Origin of the sequence: Tunturiibacter gelidiferens, assembly GCF_051013345.1 — a bacterium.
Classification (GTDB): domain Bacteria; phylum Acidobacteriota; class Terriglobia; order Terriglobales; family Acidobacteriaceae; genus Edaphobacter; species Edaphobacter gelidiferens_A.
This window is the reverse complement of sequence record NZ_CP132939.1, coordinates 4279757-4298510: the sequence shown is the minus strand read 5'-3', so window position 1 is coordinate 4298510 and position 18754 is coordinate 4279757. Positions and strand designations below refer to the sequence as shown.

Genomic DNA, 18754 nt, shown 5'->3' with positions numbered 1-18754 from the left:
GAGGATCATTTTCTGGGCCAAGCGCTTCTCTGTATCTTCGCGGATTGTCTCGAGGAAGAACACAGGGCGAAACGGGAGGGAGAGGTCGACCTGCGGATCTTTCAAACCGCCGACCAATGCGATGCTGCGGCTTCAGCCTATTTCAATAGTGCCGGAGAGCTGGAGTTCTGGTCCGGTCAATTCCCCGGCAAGAGGGAGCGGGCCCTCAGCGTCGACGACATTGGGTAGGCGCCCGGGAGACTATATTGTCCCCTGGATAAAGCTGGATCCGCGTGCTGACCGTGGTCGATCAGTTTAGTCACGAGTGCTTCACGCAGGAGGAGAAGACGGTGCTATTGTGAACTCGATGGCGATTTCCCTACAGGGAGAACGAGCGAACAATCTTTCCAAGGAGGAATTCTGAGCTAGGCGCGCGATCGGAGGCGGTAGAGCAGCTCACCCAGCGACTCGTCGTCGACGGGTGGCGGCGGGACCTCCATCAGTTTTTGAAGTCCCGCAAAATCGTTTTCAAGCACCTTGGCAAGGGCGACGAGGCTCTCGAGCAAGTTCTCCATCCCGGACGCGCGAATGGTGAGCTCTCCCGGAGCGATCCGGATATGATCTGGCAAGTCCCGAACCATCGCGTTTCTGAGATCGGCTGGCAGGGAAACCTTAAGGGGACCGCGGCGGGGAGGGGAAGGGGCGTCGACTACCCTGATGCGGAGAGCCTCGTCCACCGAAGGCGCCGCGATCATGGCATCCAGAAAAGCAATAAGGCTATTGCGCTCGACAAAGTGGGCGCCAGCGACGGTCTGTACCTCGCCGATCGCTCGGGTAAGCGTTTGCGCTGTGACTCGCCCGACATTGAAGAGTTTTTCGATATCTGCCCGGCTCCAAGTTTCCGTGCGGGAGTTCATGGAGCGTGCTCGAATGGCATGCAGATCGCGCACCCACTTTACGGGTCTAGGCAATGGGATCTCCTTTGTTTTCGCGACCTTTCCTTCATGGGTATTATTGGCACAGCTGCCAACAACGGTCAAAAAAATTGTTTCGCAATCACCCACGACAATGGCGATTGTCAGGGGTAATATCATTTCATGACAACTGTGCTCGTTTTGGTGCCTGTACCACCTGAAAGCAGGGCAGGGAGACCTCGGCCCTCACTCCGGCCCAGGCCAAGCTGCGCAAGATGGTGTTGGACGCGGTAGCCTCGCCTCATTCTAAGCGCAACTACGCCAAGGCGCTCGAGGACCTCTTCGCCTTCGCTGCCAGCCGGCCTCTCTCCCGGTCCTTATTAATGGAGTGGCGGGCGGGCATGGAGTCGCTCTCGCCATCCACTATAAACGTCCGGCTCTCCGCCGTCCGGAAGATGGTCGAGGAGGCGCGGAAGAACGGAATGCTCGGCGCCGAGGAGGCCGCGAACCTCACTGAGGTCCCCAACATCCCGCAGAAGGGAACCCGGCTGGGCAACTGGCTGAACCGCGAGCAGGCCAAGGAGCTGCTGGCCGTCCCCGACCGCTCTACCCTGAAGGGCAAACGGGATTATGTCATCCTGGTGCTGCTGGTCGGCTGCGCCCTGCGGCGGAACGAACTGGCCGAGCTCGACGTCGAGACCATCCAGCAACGAGAGGGGAGATGGGTCCTGGCCGACCTTGAGGGAAAGGGCCGGCGCATCCGCACCGTTGCCGTCCCCATCTGGGTCAAGCAGGGCATCAACGCCTGGATGACCGCGGCCGGCATCGAAGACGGGCGGTTGCTGCGGTCGGTCTCGAAGGGCGGCAAGGTAGGCGAGAGCCTGAGCGACTGGGCGGTCTGGTCGGTAGTTGAACAGTCATCGAAACAAATCGGGATCGAGCACTTCGGCGCTCACGACCTCCGCCGTACCTGCGCAAAACTCTGCCGGAAGAGTGGCGGCGATCTCGAGCAGATCAAGTTCCTGCTCGGCCACTCTTCCATCCAGACCACCGAGCGGTACTTGGGTTCTGAACAGGACATCGAGATTGCGGTTAACGACAATCTGGGCCTGTAGTGAAAGAACGCGACTCATCGGGATTTTTGGGCTCTTCGCAATATACGAGCGGATACGATAGGAAGGGATGGTGCGATGACGAAAGATTTGCGCAAAACGGTTGAAGCCGACGAAGGTGCATCCCAGCTTCTTCATAGTCTTCGCGACTTGATTCAAAACGCTCGTCAAAAGGCATTACGGGCTGTCGATGCTGTTCAGGTGCAAACCTGCTGGGAGATCGGCCGACATATCATCGAGTTCGAACAGGGCGGGTCGGCACGGGCGGAATACGGGACTGGGCTGCTACAGACACTGGCTTCGTCGCTCGCCGCAGAGTTCGGGAGAGGTTTCGACGTCTCTAACCTGAGGCATATGAGGGTCTTCTACCAGGCATTCCCAATTCGCGACGCATTGCGTCCTGAATTGAGCTGGACCCACTACCGCACGCTTTTGAGGGTAGAAGGCGATTCCGCTCGGCAATGGTATATGAACGAAGCGGCGGGCCAGGGCTGGACGACGCGCTCGCTTGAGCGCCAAATCAGCACCCTTTATTACGAACGGCTTCTGGCAACGTCAGACCGAACTGCTGTCGAGAGCGAAGCCAGAGGCAACTTGGCACCCTCCCAAACCCCACGAGATTTCGTTCGAGATCCGGTCATGCTGGAGTTTTTAGGTCTTCCCGGAGTCGGCAGGTTGTTAGAAGCGGATCTCGAAAGAGCCTTGTTGGACAATCTGCAGGCATTCCTGCTGGAACTTGGGCGAGGTTTTGCGTTTGTTGCGCGACAGTACCGCATCAGTTCGGAATCCAAAGACTTCTACATTGATCTGGTCTTTTACAACTATCTACTGAAGTGTTTCGTCCTGTTCGATCTCAAATCCGGCGAGCTAACCCATCAGGACATCGGACAGATGGATATGTACGTACGCATGATGGACGACCTCAAGCGAGCGCCGGACGACAATCCCACGGTCGGAATAATTCTTTGCGCTGACAAAGATGCCTCAGTTGTGCGCTACTCAGTACTGAATGAGAACGAACAGTTATTTGCCAGCAAGTACAAACTTGTTCTTCCGTCTGAAGAGGAATTAAGGTCAGAGTTGGACCGAGAGCGCAGTGAATTAACTAATCGAGTGAATGCCTCTACTCGGGATTTGCTCTGAGCGAATGTGTCCGATGATCCGCATGCTCTAAAGTTATATACCGACGGAAACTGTTATAAGAATCCCGGAGGGGCAGGGGCGATCGCATGCGTGGCAAAATTTCCCGAATCCTGGGCTCGTGACGACGAAATCATCTTTAGTGAAGGTTTCTATGAAACTAGCAACAACCGTATGGAACTCCAAGCGTGCATAAAAGCCCATGAGTATGTCGCAGCCAATGGGCGCGCGCTAGGCGTTCAGCGGGTGCTAATCGTGACCGATTCTCTGTATATAGCTAATAACTGCAGGCGAGTTGCAACATGGCGAGCAAATAAGTGGTGCAATGCCTCGGGGCGTCCACTGGAGAACTCAGATCTCTGGAAGCGATTCCTCTCAGTACAGTCGAGGGTCAAAGTTCGAACAGACATCGTCTGGAAGAAAGGTAAAAAGTCGCACACCCTCAAAATGGTCGATCGAGCAGCAAAGGAAGCTGGTAGATCGCCGAGGAGCTTCGACAGAGGATTTAGAGGCGGTAAGGTCGCTCGGTCCAAAGTTGTCGGCGGATCAGCTTTTCTATATGCTGCCCACGGCAAGCACGAAATCATCCGGATATACAGGTCCGGATTGATTCGTAAAACGGGGCACAAAATCACGTTTGATCTGTATGACGAACCGTCCGCCTTGTATTCACAGAAATGCTTTGCATATACCGATGTCAAAATAGCGTCTGAACTGCATCGTCAGCATTGCTATCGGGTAAGTTTTAACGACGATCCTAAGCACCCCGTCATCCTCAGCATAGTCGAAGAGGTGGATTGCGGCGCGGTTAGTGCTCCATCATCCCGACTGGGGGAGCCTGACTGATGAAGACACTTGCCCCATGGAGGCCGCATTGGAACTATGACCATGCGTATCACAAAAAACCAGAAGATCGCGGGCATCGCTGCGATTGGCGTGCGCAACGTTTTGCAAAAGGTCTATAACGACAGCTCGTTTAATGAGCAGTGGCTCGCGGAGGAAATCTATTGGCTCAGGATTAAAGGTCAGTTCGAATACACGACACGTCGTGACTGTCTCCTTTGGCTGCACTCGAAAGACGCGAAGAGCTACACCCACTATCCTGCGTGCCGACGCCACTGGAACGCGAGCCTTCGCGCTGCTCCTCAACTCATCGAGACTCTCATTCAGCAGGGCTTCATTAAGCTGAATGAAAAAAAGGCGAACGAAAGAAAGCTCCCGCGCTACGAGCTTACGGACGACGGACGGGAGTTTCGCCGCGCTACCGCAGCCAAGCCGGTTCATCGCAAGAAGGCCGATGAGGCCATTAAGGGACTCATGGAGCGGGTCCGCATTGTCAATGAGGATGATTTCTTTCTTTACCGGGTCACGACTGTAGTCCTTTACGGAAGTTACGTGCGGGGCGCCGAACGTCCCGCCGATGTTGATCTGGCCATCGATGTCGAACGCAAAATATGCGATGTCAAAAAGTTCCATGAAGCTTGCTGGAAACACCTCAACGACTCGGGGCGAGAATGTCGACGGATCGGGTACGAGTTCGACCTTCCTCGTGACGAGGTGTTCGTATTCCTCAGGCAGCGCAAGCGAACGCTAAGCCTTCACACGCTGCACGACTTCATTGGTATGGAGAAACACGAGAACTTCAGCTATGAGGTGCTGTTCGGAGACAAGAACGCTATCTCGCAAATGCTGGGGGAGCCACAGCGGGTGTGAACCATGATCACCACCCTAGCGTGTAGCTTGAGAAGATATTTGTCGTAGATATTTCGCCGCTATGTGGCGTAGGGGCAGGGTGTACCTTTGATCGCTATTTGTCGTCATCTTCAGCGCTATTTGTCGTAACGCTGGGCCTCCAAGAACGATTGAGGAGTTAAAAGCCGGGGCTTAGCGAGAATCCAGATAACGGATAAGTGTCTGATTCTGCAGATTAATTTCAATTACTGGAGTCTAGGCGCCTGTCTGGCGCAGGCCGTAGAGAAGATCCGACACTACGCCAAATATCTCTGAAACACTACGCCAAATAATTCTGACAGCAACATCTTTGACGGTCGGAACTGTCGCCGAAGACCGATCTCGTCCCGTGATCTGACAAAAATCCAAAGTCGTGAGTGAATTAGTGAGAGCCTTTATGCGGAGGATGTCTTGTTCGAAGGAAGCCGTCGAAATGCCGCTTCGCATCCCCTGCCTAACCTTACTTTGTTGGTCTGATGCGCTCGACGATCTGAATGTCGATAGGCCCAGACCAGTTGCAATTCGGACAGACCACGATTCCCGTCGTGGCCGCCTTAAGATCGATGTCGGCCAACATCAGGACATGACCACACTGAGGGCATTTGTGCGCGCTGTCCCTGCTTCACTATGGTCATGTCCGGTCGTAGGGATTCCATTGCGTGGCTCGATTCGGGTTACACCTTCTCAGCCAACAGATCAAGCTGTTGGATCTGAGGTGCGGTTGCAAAGAGTTCCTCGGCACGCGCAAACAATGCCTTCGCTACCTCACCAGTGACATGAGCGTTCCTCCCGTCTTCGTCCGCAAAGGTATCGAAGATCCCAAAGGTTGACGACCCGATCTTGAATGCGAACCAAGTCGTGGTCTTGGTCTCCTCAAGAACGAGGGGCTGGGCCGACTTTAGAAAAGCTTCGACTTCAGCCTCTTTCCCAGGGCGTGCCTGCAGAGTTGCTAAAAGTCCGAAATTGTTCATTTTTCATCCTCCTGTTATTTATGACTCGCTGGTTAACTTGCGTTGAGGTTCTCTGCATCCGCGTTGGCACACAGCGATCTCGTCTATAAGCCGCGTGCCTGTTGGAGTAACACAGCCGATAAAGGTTACAAGGTCCGAATGTTTTTGATGGAGCAGGGAGGAGCGCCTGAGACTGGGCTTTGAATCTCGGGCTTGTTCAGACGATCATCGACTCAGCCTCCACTGGTCTGCGGAGACTGACGTTGGGTTCACTCGAATTCAATAATGAACATGAATGGCTACAGCCTCGGCATGCGTCGAATACCGAGTGTTACTGGTTACACCGCGGAGTGCCCATCCTCCAAGAACCGACGATTGAAGCGTCGGCGACTCGATTACCTGGAGTCTGTCTGCTTCTAAAAGGCTCTCGCCGACCACCGGGGTGACACGATCGATTTCCAGAGAGGCCGGTTGGGCCGGCAACGAACGATACGAAGAGTGGATTTGCTGAAACAGACTTCACCACGGGCTCCAGTCTATGCTCGAGATGGCCTTGTGCATCGCATGAGATCAGATGAGATGGAGCAGCTGAATGGTGCGGCAAATCGTCACGGTCCGTTTGTACGATTTCCTGGCCTTAAGAGATTCATGGGAGAGTCCGAAAGCTCTTCGGAACAAGGACACATATATGCAAGAGATCATCCACTTCATCTTAGAAGTAGACAAACTGAAAAACGTCTCCCGGAAGGTCCGGCCCGTCGGACTCAACCGTTACGAGAATTCCGCAGAACATCGCTGGCAACTTGGGATCTTCGCGGCATCTCTCGCGCCGTACGCAGAACCTAATACTGATATCAACCATGTGATTCGCATGCTGCTGGTTCACGACATCGGAGAGATCGACACCGGGGATACGTTTGTCTTTGTACAGGGCGGGTGGGACGAGAGAAAGGCAGCAGAACTCATCGCCGTAAAGCGCATCTTTGGGTTACTTCCTCAAAATCAGGCTGCAGCTTTCCTCGAACTGTGGGAGGAGTTTGAGCTCTCGCAGACTCCAGAGGCTCGGTTCGCTAACTCAGTTGATCGCGCGATGCCCGTTCTGTTAAACCTCGCAAACAACGGCGGTAGTTGGCTGGAAAACGGCGTCAGCTATGAGAGAGTCGTAGGCCGAGTTGGACCTCAGATTAATGAAGGGTGCCCGGCACTGTGGGATTCCATCGAAGAGCAACTTAAGGACGCCCACAAGAATGGCTGGTTCGGGATTCCGATCTCCTGAGGGGATCTATTCGGCCCGTTCGGACACGTTTATGACGAGATCGCTTCTTCTACGTTCACATGCGTTGGTTGGACGAGCACGTACAGGATCGATCCGCGCCAGAAAGACGTCTTGGAAGCTTCAAGCGACTGACGCCTCACTTCGGTCAACTGCTCCCTTGAAAGCATGGCGACCCTTTTGACGAAGCTTCTTAGACATCTCGCATCGCAGTGTCCAAAAGTCTTCAACTGAGATTGGTGCTTGTATCACCGGTCGCATTCTTAAGCTCCACAAGACGAACTGCTGATCAACCGAGTGCGCCGTCCACGCGATGAACGGCGCAACTCTCGAACGGCAAGACGCGGCTCTCCCAGACCGATATGGGACAGCTACCGCCCTTTCAAGTTCCGGCTCCGAACATCCAGATGAAATTCTGCCCATTTGGTTCCAAATGCGGTACTTCGGGATGAGCGGACCGCGAGTTGCGAAACTGCTTTCCGCAACTCGCGAGTTCGGTTGTTTAGAGTGCGGCGATGCCGTTGAAACCGACCGACTTTGGAAGGTCCCCGGCCTGGCCGAGGCCGGTGAGGGAGCCGTCCTGCTGGTTGATGGCGAAGACGCCGATGTTTCCAGACTGCGAGTTGATGGTGTAGACGAATTTTCCGTCGGCGCTGACGGCTATGTCCACATTGTGGCTGCCGGAGGGGTTGTTGCCGAGGACTGTTCCGCCGATGGGGTGAGGGAGCCGTCTTTGCCGATGTTGAAGCCGGAGATGTTGTCGCTGCCGGAGTTCGAGACGTAAACCCATCTTCCGTCAGGAGTGATTGCGTTCCAGCAGTTGCCGGCCGCGAAGGTTGCAAGGCTGTGGGTGATCGCGGTGACGGTGCCGTTGGCGTTGACCTTGTAGGAGGAGATGGTGGAGCCGTTGGTTGCGCCGGCTGGGCCGGTCTCGGAGACGATGGCGGCGCCTTCGGGTGCGAAGGCTACGGAGAAGGTACCAGGAGCGGGGTTGGGGTTGACGACGATGGGAGAGAGGGTGCCGTCGGGCTTGATGTGGAAGACGTCGATGTTGTTGGCGACGCGCTCGGTGGCGACGAGGAACTGGCGGTCGGGGCTGAAGGCGAGCGAGGCGCCTCCGGTGGTGGTGCCGGTGAGGAAGGCGGTGGAATTTTTGATCTGCTCGAGTCGGCCACCGTTGTCGAGGTGAAAGCCGACGAGGCTGCCGGCGCCGCCGCTGTTGAGGACGTAGACGAGGCCGTTGGATTCGGCGATGGCCGAGGGCTGTGCGCCGCCCGAGGGAGTTTTGCTGAGGAAGTTTAGCGCGGCTTTGTGGACGTTGAAAACCGTGATGTCGCCGCTGCCGGCGTTGACGGCGAAGAGAAGGGAGTGGTTCTGGCTGAGGGTGAGGGAGCCTTGCGATTCGAGTGGGTCGGTAATGCCTCCGCTGCCACGGCCGTGGGTCTCGTAGGAGACGCTTTCGCCGAGGGTGCCGTTGGCGGCGCGTTCGAAGGCGATGACTTCGTTTTTGCTCGCGTCGTTGGACATGACGAAGACAGCGCCGGTGGCGTTGTTGGGTTGGGCAGAGGCGAGAATTGGGAGTGCGGCGCCAACTCCGACGGCGAACATTAAGAGACTTCGAGTTACCTTCAACATTTGTGGCTCTCCTTGGGGATGACAGTTTGCGCAGACCGAGGAGGGGCGTTGAGTGATTCGATGGAATCGCTCTGACGGACACGCCTCGGGAATTACGCAACCGTTGGAGTGTCCGGAGATAGAAAGGTTACACGGGACATGGAATTGTCTTTGGGATGCGGCAGAGAAGCAACCGAACTTGCGGTTGTTTTGATGGCACGTATGGATCTGACAGTTGAGCCGGGACAATCGAAAATACGAAGGCATCGGTTAGTTGCACAACATGGAAAGAAGAAGAGGGATTGTTCAAACCCGACGATGTCGCATTTGAACAATCCCACAGGGGACAAGGCTGGAGCAGGGTATCGATTAATCCAATCGTTGGACGATTGGGCAATTGATTGAGAAGCCAGCGCTACCAAACGCCGCTCCGCCCGGACCAGTCAAGAGACCGTCCTGGACGAATGTCAATATTTGAAACTCCTCGCGAAGTTGACCGCGGTAGCCATTATTGATAGCGTCTTGCGTCCACTCGTAGAGGTTGGCGTCCCATGCCGGACTGTAGTCCAAAGCAATCGTCGGAATTCCACCGAGTACATTGTTTGGCCTGAATCCATCAGCTAAGTCTGCAGAAAGACCCTGGCGCAGAGGGTTGTTGCAGCTTCCTGCCTCCGGACCGTTCGTTGCAATGAAGATGCGCTCGATCGGGCTGAAGGCACTGTCGTCGTGGCCCAAAAGAAGGCTAGCCATCAAAGGTGCGTAGGTGTTGTGTTCGATCGCCGCCGCCAGAGGGATGCTTGCGTCCATGGAGATGTACCAAACGGGTCTGCCGAAGCTGAAGCCGTTAACCAGGTTCAGCGTCACCGTCATGTTGACTGTATCGATGGCAGCCACCGCATCGTGGACCTTCGAATAATCAACATTTCCGTTGGGGAAATCGATCTCACTCGCGTCGACATTGTATGCAATCATTGGAGCGTTGTAGACCACATTGCCAGCATTCGTGATGGTTACAAACGGACTATAGTTCTTGTCTCCAATCTCCCCGGAGCGAACGACTTCGGCGGGAATTCCTGTCCCGTTGGCCCGGGGACAATGTTCCGTTGGGGGCTGAAATCCACCGTTCCTTTGTCGAAGACAATGTTTCCGTTGCCGTCGATGGTTCCGGTTCTCGCAGCATTCTCGGCGAAACCCAACTTCGCTGAAAAGTTCAATCCAAGTTCGTTCGCGATGCCCTGATCGGAAACGTCGGTCAGGATGTACCAAATCTTCTTCTTGGTTCCTTTGAGCGTTCCCATGTACAGAGGTAATGTAATCGTCCCGTTTGTGGCGTCGACTTTTCCTGAGTTCAGAAGTTGAACTGGCCCGACGAGGCTCGGATTGACCGTGGAAGGAGGCGGTCCAAAGTACGACAGACCAACAGCGGCTCCGGTGGAGGCAGGCGCAGGGAATAGATCACATCCCGGCCCAGGGCTCTGTCGTGCGGTGAAGCCAAAGCCCTGCTCTGAGTTGATGCCAGTCGAAGCGCCAGTGCCCGACGTAATGGCAGGTGTCGTTGCCACTGGACGTTTTGCCTTGCTGTGCACGGCCAGCACCTCGGGTGACACGGGTGGCTTGGCCGCCAAAGTGTTTTGCGCGAGAACTGTTGAAGGTATCAGACTACTCATCACCGCCGCGCTGGCCATGATGAATACCTTTGTGGTGGAGAACAGGCGTGGACGCAGGGCGGTCACATTCAGTTCTTTTCCGAGGGGGACGGACGTTCTAAACGCAGGAATCATTGTCGGGCTCCTAAAAACAGATTCACGACGAGGTGTTTACGTAACAACTCACCTGGGGCCGTGTGCGGGTGAGAGTGATTGGCTCCTGCTTTAGTTACAACAAATCGCTTTCCTGATTATGTTTTTGCGAATTGCATCGATCGCACTTCACGTTTTTTCGCGCGCCTGTAACTATCCTGAGAAATGGTCATCTAACCAGCAAGGCACGACGAGTTGCAAATCGAGGAGTACGCTGGCGCCAGCCGACGCCTCGACAACAGGCAGCGCGTACGGTCAGTCGCACACGCCGGAATATCTCGTCGCCGCTCAGAATGTGCATCGCTTTGTGCGTCCTTTTACCAGCCCCGACGGCGCGTTTTATGTCAGCCAGGATGCCGATGTGATCTCCGGGAGACACAGCGCATCCTTCTTCTCTCTGGGCGACGAAAAGCGCCGCGCCATCGGTATTCCCCGCATCGACAAACATCTCTATGCACGCGAGAACGGCCGGATGATCAATGCCCTTGCCAGACTGTACGCGGTAACAGGCTACGCTTCCACGCTTGCAGAGGTCGAGAGCTCGGCGCGCTGGGTCACCACTCATCGCAGTCTCGCTGGCGGAGGCTTTTCGCACCGGATCAGACTTCCGATTTAGCCTGCCGGCGAAAGGTCGGCGCTTTCGTCATAACGATCAGAAAATAGCTGGCTACACCCACCAGAGATAACCCGAACCCCGTAATAGCGATTGGAACGCCGAGGATAGGAATCAGCTTTCCAAGGCTCAAGGCGCCCAATGGTATTCCAGCGCGAAAGGCCAGGTTGTAGACGCTCATCACCCTTCCTCGCATCGAATCAACCACAATGAGTTGAACGAGTGACAACAACAGAGACGCGGACGCCATCACGGCTGCCCCGGCAAGGAAAATTAGGAAACAGGACACCGGGAGCCACTTAGAGACTGCAAACCCAGCGGTTGTAAGCCCTAGGGCTAACAGTGCAAGTACCGCAAGACGCCCCTGTCCTTTCAATTTTTCCGTTGCCGCAACAAGGAGCGCTCCGCAGATCGATCCAGCGCCTGAGAAAACCAGTAAAAGCTCATACGTCCCTGGACCTCTGTGAAAGATCGTCCGCACGATCACAGGCAAAAATCCAGTTAGGGAAAAGCCGAACAGGGTGGTGCAAAATGCCAACACAACGAGGGGAGTCAAGCCTTCGCGATCTTGAATGAATCTGATCCCCTCCTTCATGCTTTTCAAAACGGACGTTTGCGTCTTGGGCGCGATAAATTGCACCCTGATGACGAGAAGAGAGAGGATGACCGCGACATATGAGACGCCGTTCAGCGCGAAACACCAAGTCGCGCCGAAGACGGTATACGCGAGGCCTCCGAGAGTCGGACCGATAATGCGTGCAAGATTGAACTGAATCGAATTCATCGAAATTGCATTAGCAAGGTCTTCCGGTCCCACAAGCGTTGGCAACAGTGCTGAATAGGCGGGTCCGCCAAAGGATTGCCCAACCCCAACAACAAAGGACAGTGTCAGGATGTGCCAAACCTTGACAGTATGGGTGGCAAACAATACTGCCAACACAAAGGCGCAGATCATCTGGATATATTGCGAGTAAAGCAGCATCTTTTTCCTGTCCAGGCGATCAGCAAAGACGCCACCGACGAGAGAAAAGAGCATGATAGGCAATTGCCCTAGGAAGAGATCCAGGCCGAGATAAAAGGGATCTTTGGTGAGATCGTAAACCAGCCAGCTTTGTGCGAACTGCTGTACAAACGTACCAATGGTTGAGACACACGCTCCCAGCCACATGATCCGAAAATCACGGTACCGAAACGCTCTGAAGATGCGACCTAAGAAGGATGCGGCCACTAAACGCTAGACCCCGCTCGGCGATATGACCAACCCTGGTTGAGCCAAGCCGATACGGACAGCGAGTGGCAGATCGTACGTATTCAATATCAGACTCGCATGCGCGTTGAGAAGTTGGTGCACTAACTCAGATGAAAATCACGGTACACGGTTGCAGTTTATCTCGCCTGTTATCGATTCGGACCTCCAGAGCCGGATATGCCTTACATGAAGGATACGTTGCTCAGATTTGTGCCAAACCACCGTCTACCGACAACTCACTGCCGTTTACATAGCTCGAATCGTCTGAAGCCAGGAACAGAACAGCTGTTGCGATTTCCTCTGGGCGTCCTAGCTCTTTGCGGGGAATCATCGACCGGAACTGTTCTTTCATTTCCGGTGGGGCATTCTCCATTGCCTGAGTATCGATCGGACCGGGACTCATCACATTCACGCGAATCTTTCTGTCCTTCAACTCCACCAGCCATGTCCGTGCGAATGATCGCAAAGCTGCCTTGCTTGCGCCATAAACACTTCTTCCAGGCATACCTTTAACACTAGCGATCGACCCGTTCATAACGATGGATCCGCCGTCCCGGAACAATGGAAGCGCCTTCTGAACCGTGAACAGCGTCCCCCGCACATTCAGTCCGAAGGTGGTGTCAAACTGTTCCTCTGTCACCGATCCAAGCATCTCCTGGCCGCCCTGTCCTGCGCTTGCAAAAAGGACATCGATATAGCCCTTCTCTTTCTTCACGGTCTCATACAGGCGGTCCAGGTCGGCTAGATTAGCAGCATCGCCCTGGACTCCTGTCACATTGCGGCCAATCGCTTTGACTGCGTCATCCAGTTTCTCCTGCCGCCGGCCAGTGATGAACACATATGCGCCCTCTTCTACAAACAACTTTGCTGTCGCCAGGGCCAGACTTGACGCAATATAAGAAGGCGCCCCCTTGGACTAGGCTGTGAGCGGTATCTCACCGTCAGAAAGGAGCGCTCTTATGGAAGGCACGAAGTATATCGGAATGGATGTTCACAAGGACTCTATCTCGATCGTGGTTCTGAACTCTTCGGGCAAGATGGTGATGGAATGCATCATCGAGACCAAGGCGATTACGGTTCTCGAGTTCGTGCATGGACTGCGCGGGAGTCTGCATCTGACGTTTGAAGAGGGCACCTGGGCAGCCTGGTTGTATGACCTGCTGAAGCCGCATGTGGCCAAGCTGGTGGTGTGTGATCCGCGTCGCAATGGCTATCTGAAGCAAGGCAGCAAGAGTGACCGAAACGACGCCCGGAAGTTGGCCGAACTGCTGCGCTCGAATATGCTGCGGCCGGTTTACCACGGCGAGCATGGAGTGCGGTCCCTGAAAGAGCTGGCGCGGAGTTATCTGACCATCACCAAAGACCAGGCGCGCGTCATGACCCGGGTGAAGGCTATATATCGAAGCTGGGCGATTCCATGCGTGGGCAAACAGGTCTACGGACTGCGGCATCGTCAGGAGTGGCTGGGCAAGATCGAGGAACCCGGCGTGCGCCGGCGGGCTGAGTTTTACTACGCGGAGTTGGACGCTCTGCGCTCGCTCCGCTTAGTCGTGCTTCGCGAGCTACTGCTGGAGAGCAAGAAGCACACCGTATCGACGCTGTTGAGTCAGATTCCGTCGATTGGCCCTATCCGGGCTGCGCTGCTGATCGCGCTGCTGCAGACGCCGGATCGTTTTCGCTCCAAGCGACAGCTCTGGGCTTACAGCGGATTGGCGGTCGAGACCCACGACAGCGCAGAGAATCAGTTCGTCAATGGACAACTTCAGCGATCCAAAAAGAAGCAATCGATTCGCGGGCTCAATTCGAATCACAATCACGATCTCAAAAATATCTTTAAGAGCGCCTCAGCTGTTGCTGCAGTCAAGAGCGGACCGTTTCAGAAGTTTTACGCTGCTCAGATCAGCAAAGGAATAAGGCCCGAGATGGCGCGGCTGAGCCTGGCACGCAAAATTGCAGCGATCATCCTGACCGTCTGGAAGAAAGGAGCTAGCTTCGACGCCAGTTATCTGAACCCACAAACAGCTTGAGTGTTCCCATAGTTCCGTTCCATCCCGTGGTTCCAATCCCCGCGGTGGTTTAACCGGTACTTGAGACACTTGGGTTCGAGAGCGAGTCTCAACTGCAAAGTTAGACGAGTGGTGCCTCGGGCACCCAGTCTCACACCTGACCATAGTCCCTCTCGGATAACCAGAAAAAGCAATGGACACGAGTCCCAGATAGAACCATGGTTGCCACATAACCAACGTTCTGCTTGATGGTTTCTCAAACTACTGGCATCGTCGCAAATCGAGTATGAACACCACAAGGGAAGAAGCCACCAGCGATGCGCGGCTGTCTGCAGTTCCGCAACGTCCCGAGCCTTTGGAGGTGAATGCGAGAACAAGCCCGCTCAATTTCAAGGGGGCTGAAAGTCAACAAGAATTCAGCAGAGGGGGAAGTGTTTCTTGTTGACTTTCCTTCTTATAGAACGTTGCGGCAGTGATTACTGCAACCTTACCGTCTAATTTACCCATTCTGATAACCCTCTTTGGCCATGAAGTGCTGTTGCCTATTTTGGTTAGTTGCCTGAGCGTTTTACTTCGAAACCTCCCGTTAATTGGCTTTCAATTGTCCCAGAATGTCCTCTGCTGATGTACGGTCGCCGTGACTGTGGCTGATCTTCTCAAACAGGATGTTGCCGTTCTTGTCGAGAATGAAGGTGGATGGATACGCGGTCTCGTGGGGTGCGTCCCAGCGAAGACCATACAAGTTCGTCATTTTGTAGTCAGGGTCAATCACCAGCTTTATGTTGGGCGGCAGATCGGATTGCTTCGCAAGAAATTCCTTGGCATGTTGATCGAGATCGGCTGGCGGCCCGGGATAGACGAGAAGAACGTTGACTTTCTTGCCTGCGAAGTCCGTGCTGTGCTCCACAAAATCGTGTACCTGTTTGACGCAGTATGGGCACTGATAGCCAGGGAAGCCGCGAAGCAGCACAAGCACAGTCGTACCTTTAGCGCACTCCTTGTCGAGGCTTACGGAGTTGCCGGTTGGCGTATCGAGGGTAAAGTCCGGTGCTTTGGCGCCGACCGCAGGCGTTTGAGCAACAGCAGTGCCGATCGCTAGGACAACGCACACAAGCGTGAGGACGTTTCGAAGACTACGGAGCGTCGCCCATGTTTCGCTGCGGGAATTGTTGATTCGGGAGTCCATATGTTTCCGCTCCCTTTTAAGGACGTCATAGTGCGTTGCTCCAATCGAAGTTTGGGATAGTCGCGTTAAATGAGATTTGTAATCCGTGAAACGGTTACAAACAAAAAAAGCAATAGAAATCGAGGAGCGCGGTAACCTTTGCAGCTGTTTTGCTATCAGATTCGCGCCCTCTCCTCAGGGTCTCTCGATGAACAAGTCGAGAGCGGAGAATTTCGATGACGCTTTTTCGCCGAACCTGGTTCCTGTTCCTTTGGCTCGTAGTTCATGGAGCCGCTTTCGCACAGCTGCATGAAGTGGGAGACGGCTCTGACGGGCCAGTCAAAGCAGCACACGTTACGGCCGAGTTAGCAGCAAGCGTTCCCGCTGCATCGCCGCAAGGCTCAAGCCAGATTGCGCTCATACTGCATCTGGAGTCAGGATGGCATGTCTATTGGGTCAACGCAGGAGACTCCGGAGAGGCACCAAACGTTGACTGGGTGTTGCCAGCAGGCGTGACGGTGGGCAAGATGCAGTTTCCCACCCCGAAGCGGCTGCCGCTCGGGCCACTGATGGATTATGGCTACGAAGGGACTGCGGTCTTCCCCTTTGAGCTGAAGCTGGACGGGACTTCCCGCGTTTCCAATTCGAGTGAGGGAGTTGGAAGCAATCCCGTCACGCACCTTAAGGCACATGTTCGCTGGCTGGTTTGTCGCGAAGTCTGCGTACCGGGCAAGGCGTTCCTGGGGCTTAGTCTTCCGGTAAGCGCTAATCAGAATGCGCAAGCTTCCTCAAGCCTTATTGCGGCGGCAATACGAGCCGAACCGGTCGCGCTGCCGCAGGGCGAATCGGTTACGGTTTCCGGGAGCAGAGATCACCTCGTGCTGAGGATTGAGACAGGCAAGCGCGAATCCGAGGCGGAGTTTTATCCCCTCGATGAAGATGCGCTGCGTAACGCCGCTGAACAAAGAGCGGTGCCTAATGCCCAGGGAGTGCTGCTTACCGTGGAGCGCGGCGATATTTCGGATACATTGCCCGCGCATTTGAAGGGCATCGTGAAGCTCAACGGAAACAGGTCCTATCTGATCAACGTACCGGTGAACCGGGCAGCAGCGGCCGTAAATGCTTCAGGCACGTCCAGCTTAGGCTTTACACTCGCAATTCTGCTGGCACTCACCGGAGGCCTGGTGCTAAACCTAATGCCGTGCGTATTCCCCGTCTTGTTCCTGAAGGCACTCTCGCTGGCGGGCAGCGCGACCGAGAATCGCCGGACTCAAAGGCTGCATGGCTTCTCTTATACAGCGGGAATTCTGGTTTCGTTCTGGACAATCGTCGCGGTCCTCCTCGTCCTGCGCGCAGGAGGAAGGCAGGCTGGATGGGGCTTTCAGCTACAGTCCCCCGTCTTTGTAGTGTTGATGGCATCTCTGCTTTTCTTCATGGCGCTGTCGCTTGCGGGACAATTTGATCTCGGCCTAAGCCTTACGAGCAAAGGGGATGCGCTGACCCGCCGGCCTGGGTATGCCGGTAGCTTCTTTACCGGGGTACTTGCCACGGTGGTGGCAACGCCCTGTACGGCGCCTCTCATGGGGGCGGCAATCGGATTTGCTCTGGCGCAGTCGGCAGTCGTGACCTTTGCGATTTTTACCGCGCTGGCTCTCGGACTGGCACTGCCTTACCTGCTCTTGACGCTCCAACTCGGCTGGGCAAAACGGATGCCGCGCCCCGGCCGCTGGATGGAGACGCTCAAGCAATTGACCGCTGTACCCTTGTTCCTGACCGCGGTGTGGCTGGTGTGGGTCTATGGCCGCCTTTACAGCTCCAGCGCCGGGGACGGCTCTGATCACATCGCACGGCTGCTGGTCGGACTTTTCTGCTTGCGATTGCCGGATGGGTCCTCGCTCGCTGGCCCGCGCAGAGGATCGGAATGATTGGAGCGCTGGGGATCATCGCGGCTTCGCTCGGGGTTTCGCTCGCGTCGCCCCGTGTGGACCGCCTGCAGTGGCAGGCTTTTTCACCGGCTGCTGTGGAACAGGCGCAATCCCAGGGTCATCCTGTTTTCGTCGATTTCACGGCGGCGTGGTGCCTTTCCTGCCAGGTAAATGAGCTGTCTGTGCTTCATGACACTTCTGTGGAGCACGAACTAGAAGCCAAGCACTATGTTCTGTTGCGAGCCGACTGGACGCGATATGACCCGGAGATCACTCGACAGCTTGCCTCCGTTAGCCGCAGTGGAGTGCCGACCTATGTCATTTATCCGGCGCAGCCAACCGGCCCCGTCCAGGTCCTGCCCGAGCTGCTGACGCGGTCCGCCGTGCTCAGCGCTCTCTCTCAGCCTCAGAGCTAACGCTACTTTCGCGCAGCTGTACTCCATGTCTCTTAACCCTGTCTTGAGGAGTCAATATGTCAATCAATCTTTCCCGTTTCTCCCTTTTTGGATCGTTTGCCACTGTCGCGCTTTTTTGAGTTTACTGCCAGCTGGGGTTTCGGCGCAGGCAGACGCGACGCAAGCAGAAGCTGCGCATCCTTCGGCTGTATTAATTGAGCTCTTCACTTCAGAAGGTTGTTCCGATTGCCCGCCCGCCGACGAATTGTTGCAGCAGGTGAGCGGACACGAGACCGCCGAAGGGCAGTTGATCGTGGGCATCAGCGAGCACGTTAGCTATTGGAACGGCCTGGGGTGGAAAGATCCGTTCTCCTCAGAGCTCTATACTGGTCGCCAGAATAACTACAGCAGCCACTTCGGGCTGAGCAGCGTCTACACGCCACAGATGGTTGTCAACGGGCGTGAACAGTTCGTCGGGAGTGATCGGCGCGCCCTTCAGGCTGCCCTGACCGCGGAGTCGCAACGCAAACAGATCATGCTGCATATCGATTCAGCACAGCTTGCGCAAGGTAGCATTACCTTCACCTACTCTGCGTCGGCCCTTCCTGCGAAGGGCTCGCTCCAACTCGTCGCGGTGTTGGTCGATGATGTGGACCGGTCAAACGTGCTGAGCGGAGAGAACTCTGGACGTGAGCTCACTCATGTCGCGGTAGCGCGCGCGCTCGCCCCACTTGGGGCATTACACGAAGCCGAACAGCGCTCCGTTACTCTGCCGTTACCAGCTTCCTTCCATTCCAACGCGGGCACCGGTCATCACCTCGTCTTATTCGCGCAGCAAAACGGCGATGGCCCCGTGATGGGAACAGATACAAAGCCAATTTGATCGGCG

Annotated in this window: 19 protein-coding genes; 10 read left to right on the top strand and 9 right to left on the bottom strand. The window is 55.4% G+C overall.

Going from position 1 to position 18754, the window contains the following annotated elements; genetic code table 11:
* Positions 1–404 precede the first annotated feature (404 nt).
* Complete coding sequence (locus tag RBB80_RS21585) at positions 405–950, bottom strand: hypothetical protein (RefSeq protein ID WP_433964433.1); 546 nt, start codon at positions 948–950, stop codon at positions 405–407.
* Positions 951–1168: 218 nt separating this feature from the next.
* On the opposite strand from RBB80_RS21585, the gene RBB80_RS21580 reads away from it, so the two are divergent.
* The 4 genes from RBB80_RS21580 to RBB80_RS21565 all read left to right on the top strand — a co-directional run bounded on the left by RBB80_RS21580 (position 1169) and on the right by RBB80_RS21565 (position 4858).
* On the top strand, positions 1169–2008 hold the full coding sequence (locus tag RBB80_RS21580; protein WP_433964432.1) for a tyrosine-type recombinase/integrase: 840 nt from the start codon (positions 1169–1171) through the stop codon (positions 2006–2008).
* A 75-nt stretch (positions 2009–2083) separates the two neighbouring features.
* Positions 2084–3148: a PDDEXK nuclease domain-containing protein gene (locus RBB80_RS21575; RefSeq protein WP_433964431.1), complete on the top strand. Its 1065-nt coding sequence runs from the start codon at positions 2084–2086 to the stop codon at positions 3146–3148.
* A gap of 6 nt (positions 3149–3154) precedes the next feature.
* On the top strand, positions 3155–3991 hold the full coding sequence (locus RBB80_RS21570; protein ID WP_433964430.1) for an RNase H family protein: 837 nt from the start codon (positions 3155–3157) through the stop codon (positions 3989–3991).
* 42 nt (positions 3992–4033) lie between these two features.
* Positions 4034–4858 carry a hypothetical protein gene (locus tag RBB80_RS21565; protein ID WP_433964429.1) on the top strand — a complete coding sequence of 275 codons (825 nt, stop codon included), beginning with the start codon at positions 4034–4036 and terminating at the stop codon, positions 4856–4858.
* Positions 4859–5550: 692 nt separating this feature from the next.
* Here the strand turns inward: RBB80_RS21565 and RBB80_RS21560 are convergent.
* Positions 5551–5847, bottom strand: coding sequence for a putative quinol monooxygenase (locus tag RBB80_RS21560; protein ID WP_433964428.1), 297 nt, complete (start codon positions 5845–5847; stop codon positions 5551–5553).
* Between the two features lie 667 nt (positions 5848–6514).
* Here RBB80_RS21560 and RBB80_RS21555 point away from each other — a divergent pair.
* Positions 6515–7102 carry an HD domain-containing protein gene (locus RBB80_RS21555; protein WP_433964427.1) on the top strand — a complete coding sequence of 196 codons (588 nt, stop codon included), beginning with the start codon at positions 6515–6517 and terminating at the stop codon, positions 7100–7102.
* Between the two features lie 499 nt (positions 7103–7601).
* Here the strand turns inward: RBB80_RS21555 and RBB80_RS21550 are convergent, their stop codons facing one another.
* The 4 genes from RBB80_RS21550 to RBB80_RS21535 form a co-directional block, all read right to left on the bottom strand.
* Complete coding sequence (locus tag RBB80_RS21550) at positions 7602–7769, bottom strand: beta-propeller fold lactonase family protein (RefSeq protein WP_433964426.1); 168 nt, start codon at positions 7767–7769, stop codon at positions 7602–7604.
* Positions 7760–8734, bottom strand: a complete 975-nt coding sequence (locus RBB80_RS21545) for a lactonase family protein (RefSeq protein ID WP_433964425.1) — start codon at positions 8732–8734, stop codon at positions 7760–7762. The genes RBB80_RS21550 and RBB80_RS21545 overlap by 10 nt, the downstream gene beginning before the upstream one ends.
* A gap of 348 nt (positions 8735–9082) precedes the next feature.
* Positions 9083–9685: a hypothetical protein gene (locus RBB80_RS21540; RefSeq protein ID WP_433964424.1), complete on the bottom strand. Its 603-nt coding sequence runs from the start codon at positions 9683–9685 to the stop codon at positions 9083–9085.
* A gap of 38 nt (positions 9686–9723) precedes the next feature.
* Positions 9724–10494 (bottom strand): hypothetical protein, encoded by a 771-nt coding sequence (locus tag RBB80_RS21535; RefSeq protein WP_433964423.1) that lies wholly within the window; start codon positions 10492–10494, stop codon positions 9724–9726.
* A 124-nt stretch (positions 10495–10618) separates the two neighbouring features.
* Here RBB80_RS21535 and RBB80_RS21530 point away from each other — a divergent pair, with 124 nt between their 5' ends.
* Positions 10619–11128, top strand: coding sequence for a hypothetical protein (locus RBB80_RS21530; protein ID WP_433964422.1), 510 nt, complete (start codon positions 10619–10621; stop codon positions 11126–11128).
* On the opposite strand, the gene RBB80_RS21525 is transcribed toward RBB80_RS21530, so the two are convergent.
* Positions 11112–12353 (bottom strand): MFS transporter, encoded by a 1242-nt coding sequence (locus RBB80_RS21525; protein WP_433964421.1) that lies wholly within the window; start codon positions 12351–12353, stop codon positions 11112–11114. The two genes, RBB80_RS21530 and RBB80_RS21525, sit on opposite strands and share 17 nt — an antisense overlap.
* A 223-nt stretch (positions 12354–12576) precedes the next feature.
* Entirely contained in the window at positions 12577–13269 is a 693-nt protein-coding gene (locus RBB80_RS21520) for an SDR family NAD(P)-dependent oxidoreductase (protein WP_433969808.1), read from the bottom strand.
* A gap of 64 nt (positions 13270–13333) precedes the next feature.
* On the opposite strand from RBB80_RS21520, the gene RBB80_RS21515 reads away from it, so the two are divergent.
* Positions 13334–14401 (top strand): IS110 family transposase, encoded by a 1068-nt coding sequence (locus tag RBB80_RS21515; protein WP_433964420.1) that lies wholly within the window; start codon positions 13334–13336, stop codon positions 14399–14401.
* A gap of 565 nt (positions 14402–14966) precedes the next feature.
* Here RBB80_RS21515 and RBB80_RS21510 read toward each other — a convergent pair.
* On the bottom strand, positions 14967–15566 hold the full coding sequence (locus RBB80_RS21510; protein ID WP_433964419.1) for a peroxiredoxin-like family protein: 600 nt from the start codon (positions 15564–15566) through the stop codon (positions 14967–14969).
* 215 nt (positions 15567–15781) lie between these two features.
* Here RBB80_RS21510 and RBB80_RS21505 point away from each other — a divergent pair, with 215 nt between their 5' ends.
* From RBB80_RS21505 to RBB80_RS21495, 3 genes are all read left to right on the top strand, one after another.
* A complete protein-coding gene (locus RBB80_RS21505) occupies positions 15782–17470 on the top strand; it encodes a protein-disulfide reductase DsbD family protein (protein ID WP_433964418.1) in 1689 nt (562 codons plus the stop codon).
* Positions 17467–17886: a thioredoxin family protein gene (locus tag RBB80_RS21500; protein WP_433964417.1), complete on the top strand. Its 420-nt coding sequence runs from the start codon at positions 17467–17469 to the stop codon at positions 17884–17886. Before RBB80_RS21505 ends, RBB80_RS21500 begins: the two co-directional genes overlap by 4 nt.
* 115 nt (positions 17887–18001) lie before the next feature.
* Complete coding sequence (locus RBB80_RS21495; protein ID WP_433964416.1) at positions 18002–18748, top strand: DUF1223 domain-containing protein; 747 nt, start codon at positions 18002–18004, stop codon at positions 18746–18748.
* Positions 18749–18754: the final 6 nt, after the last annotated feature.

Excerpts from the sequence above, each read along its gene's own strand:
- RBB80_RS21580 (WP_433964432.1), top strand. The coding sequence starts at position 1,169 with ATGGTGTTGGACGCGGTAGCCTCGCCTCATTCTAAGCGCAACTACGCC.
- RBB80_RS21575 (WP_433964431.1), top strand. The coding sequence starts at position 2,084 with ATGACGAAAGATTTGCGCAAAACGGTTGAAGCCGACGAAGGTGCATCC.
- RBB80_RS21565 (WP_433964429.1), top strand. The coding sequence starts at position 4,034 with ATGCGTATCACAAAAAACCAGAAGATCGCGGGCATCGCTGCGATTGGC.
- RBB80_RS21560 (WP_433964428.1), bottom strand. The coding sequence starts at position 5,847 with ATGAACAATTTCGGACTTTTAGCAACTCTGCAGGCACGCCCTGGGAAA.
- RBB80_RS21555 (WP_433964427.1), top strand. The coding sequence starts at position 6,515 with ATGCAAGAGATCATCCACTTCATCTTAGAAGTAGACAAACTGAAAAAC.
- RBB80_RS21545 (WP_433964425.1), bottom strand. The coding sequence starts at position 8,734 with ATGTTGAAGGTAACTCGAAGTCTCTTAATGTTCGCCGTCGGAGTTGGC.
- RBB80_RS21540 (WP_433964424.1), bottom strand. The coding sequence starts at position 9,685 with ATGATTGCATACAATGTCGACGCGAGTGAGATCGATTTCCCCAACGGA.
- RBB80_RS21535 (WP_433964423.1), bottom strand. The coding sequence starts at position 10,494 with ATGATTCCTGCGTTTAGAACGTCCGTCCCCCTCGGAAAAGAACTGAAT.
- RBB80_RS21515 (WP_433964420.1), top strand. The coding sequence starts at position 13,334 with ATGGAAGGCACGAAGTATATCGGAATGGATGTTCACAAGGACTCTATC.
- RBB80_RS21510 (WP_433964419.1), bottom strand. The coding sequence starts at position 15,566 with ATGGACTCCCGAATCAACAATTCCCGCAGCGAAACATGGGCGACGCTC.
- RBB80_RS21505 (WP_433964418.1), top strand. The coding sequence starts at position 15,782 with ATGACGCTTTTTCGCCGAACCTGGTTCCTGTTCCTTTGGCTCGTAGTT.
- RBB80_RS21500 (WP_433964417.1), top strand. The coding sequence starts at position 17,467 with ATGATTGGAGCGCTGGGGATCATCGCGGCTTCGCTCGGGGTTTCGCTC.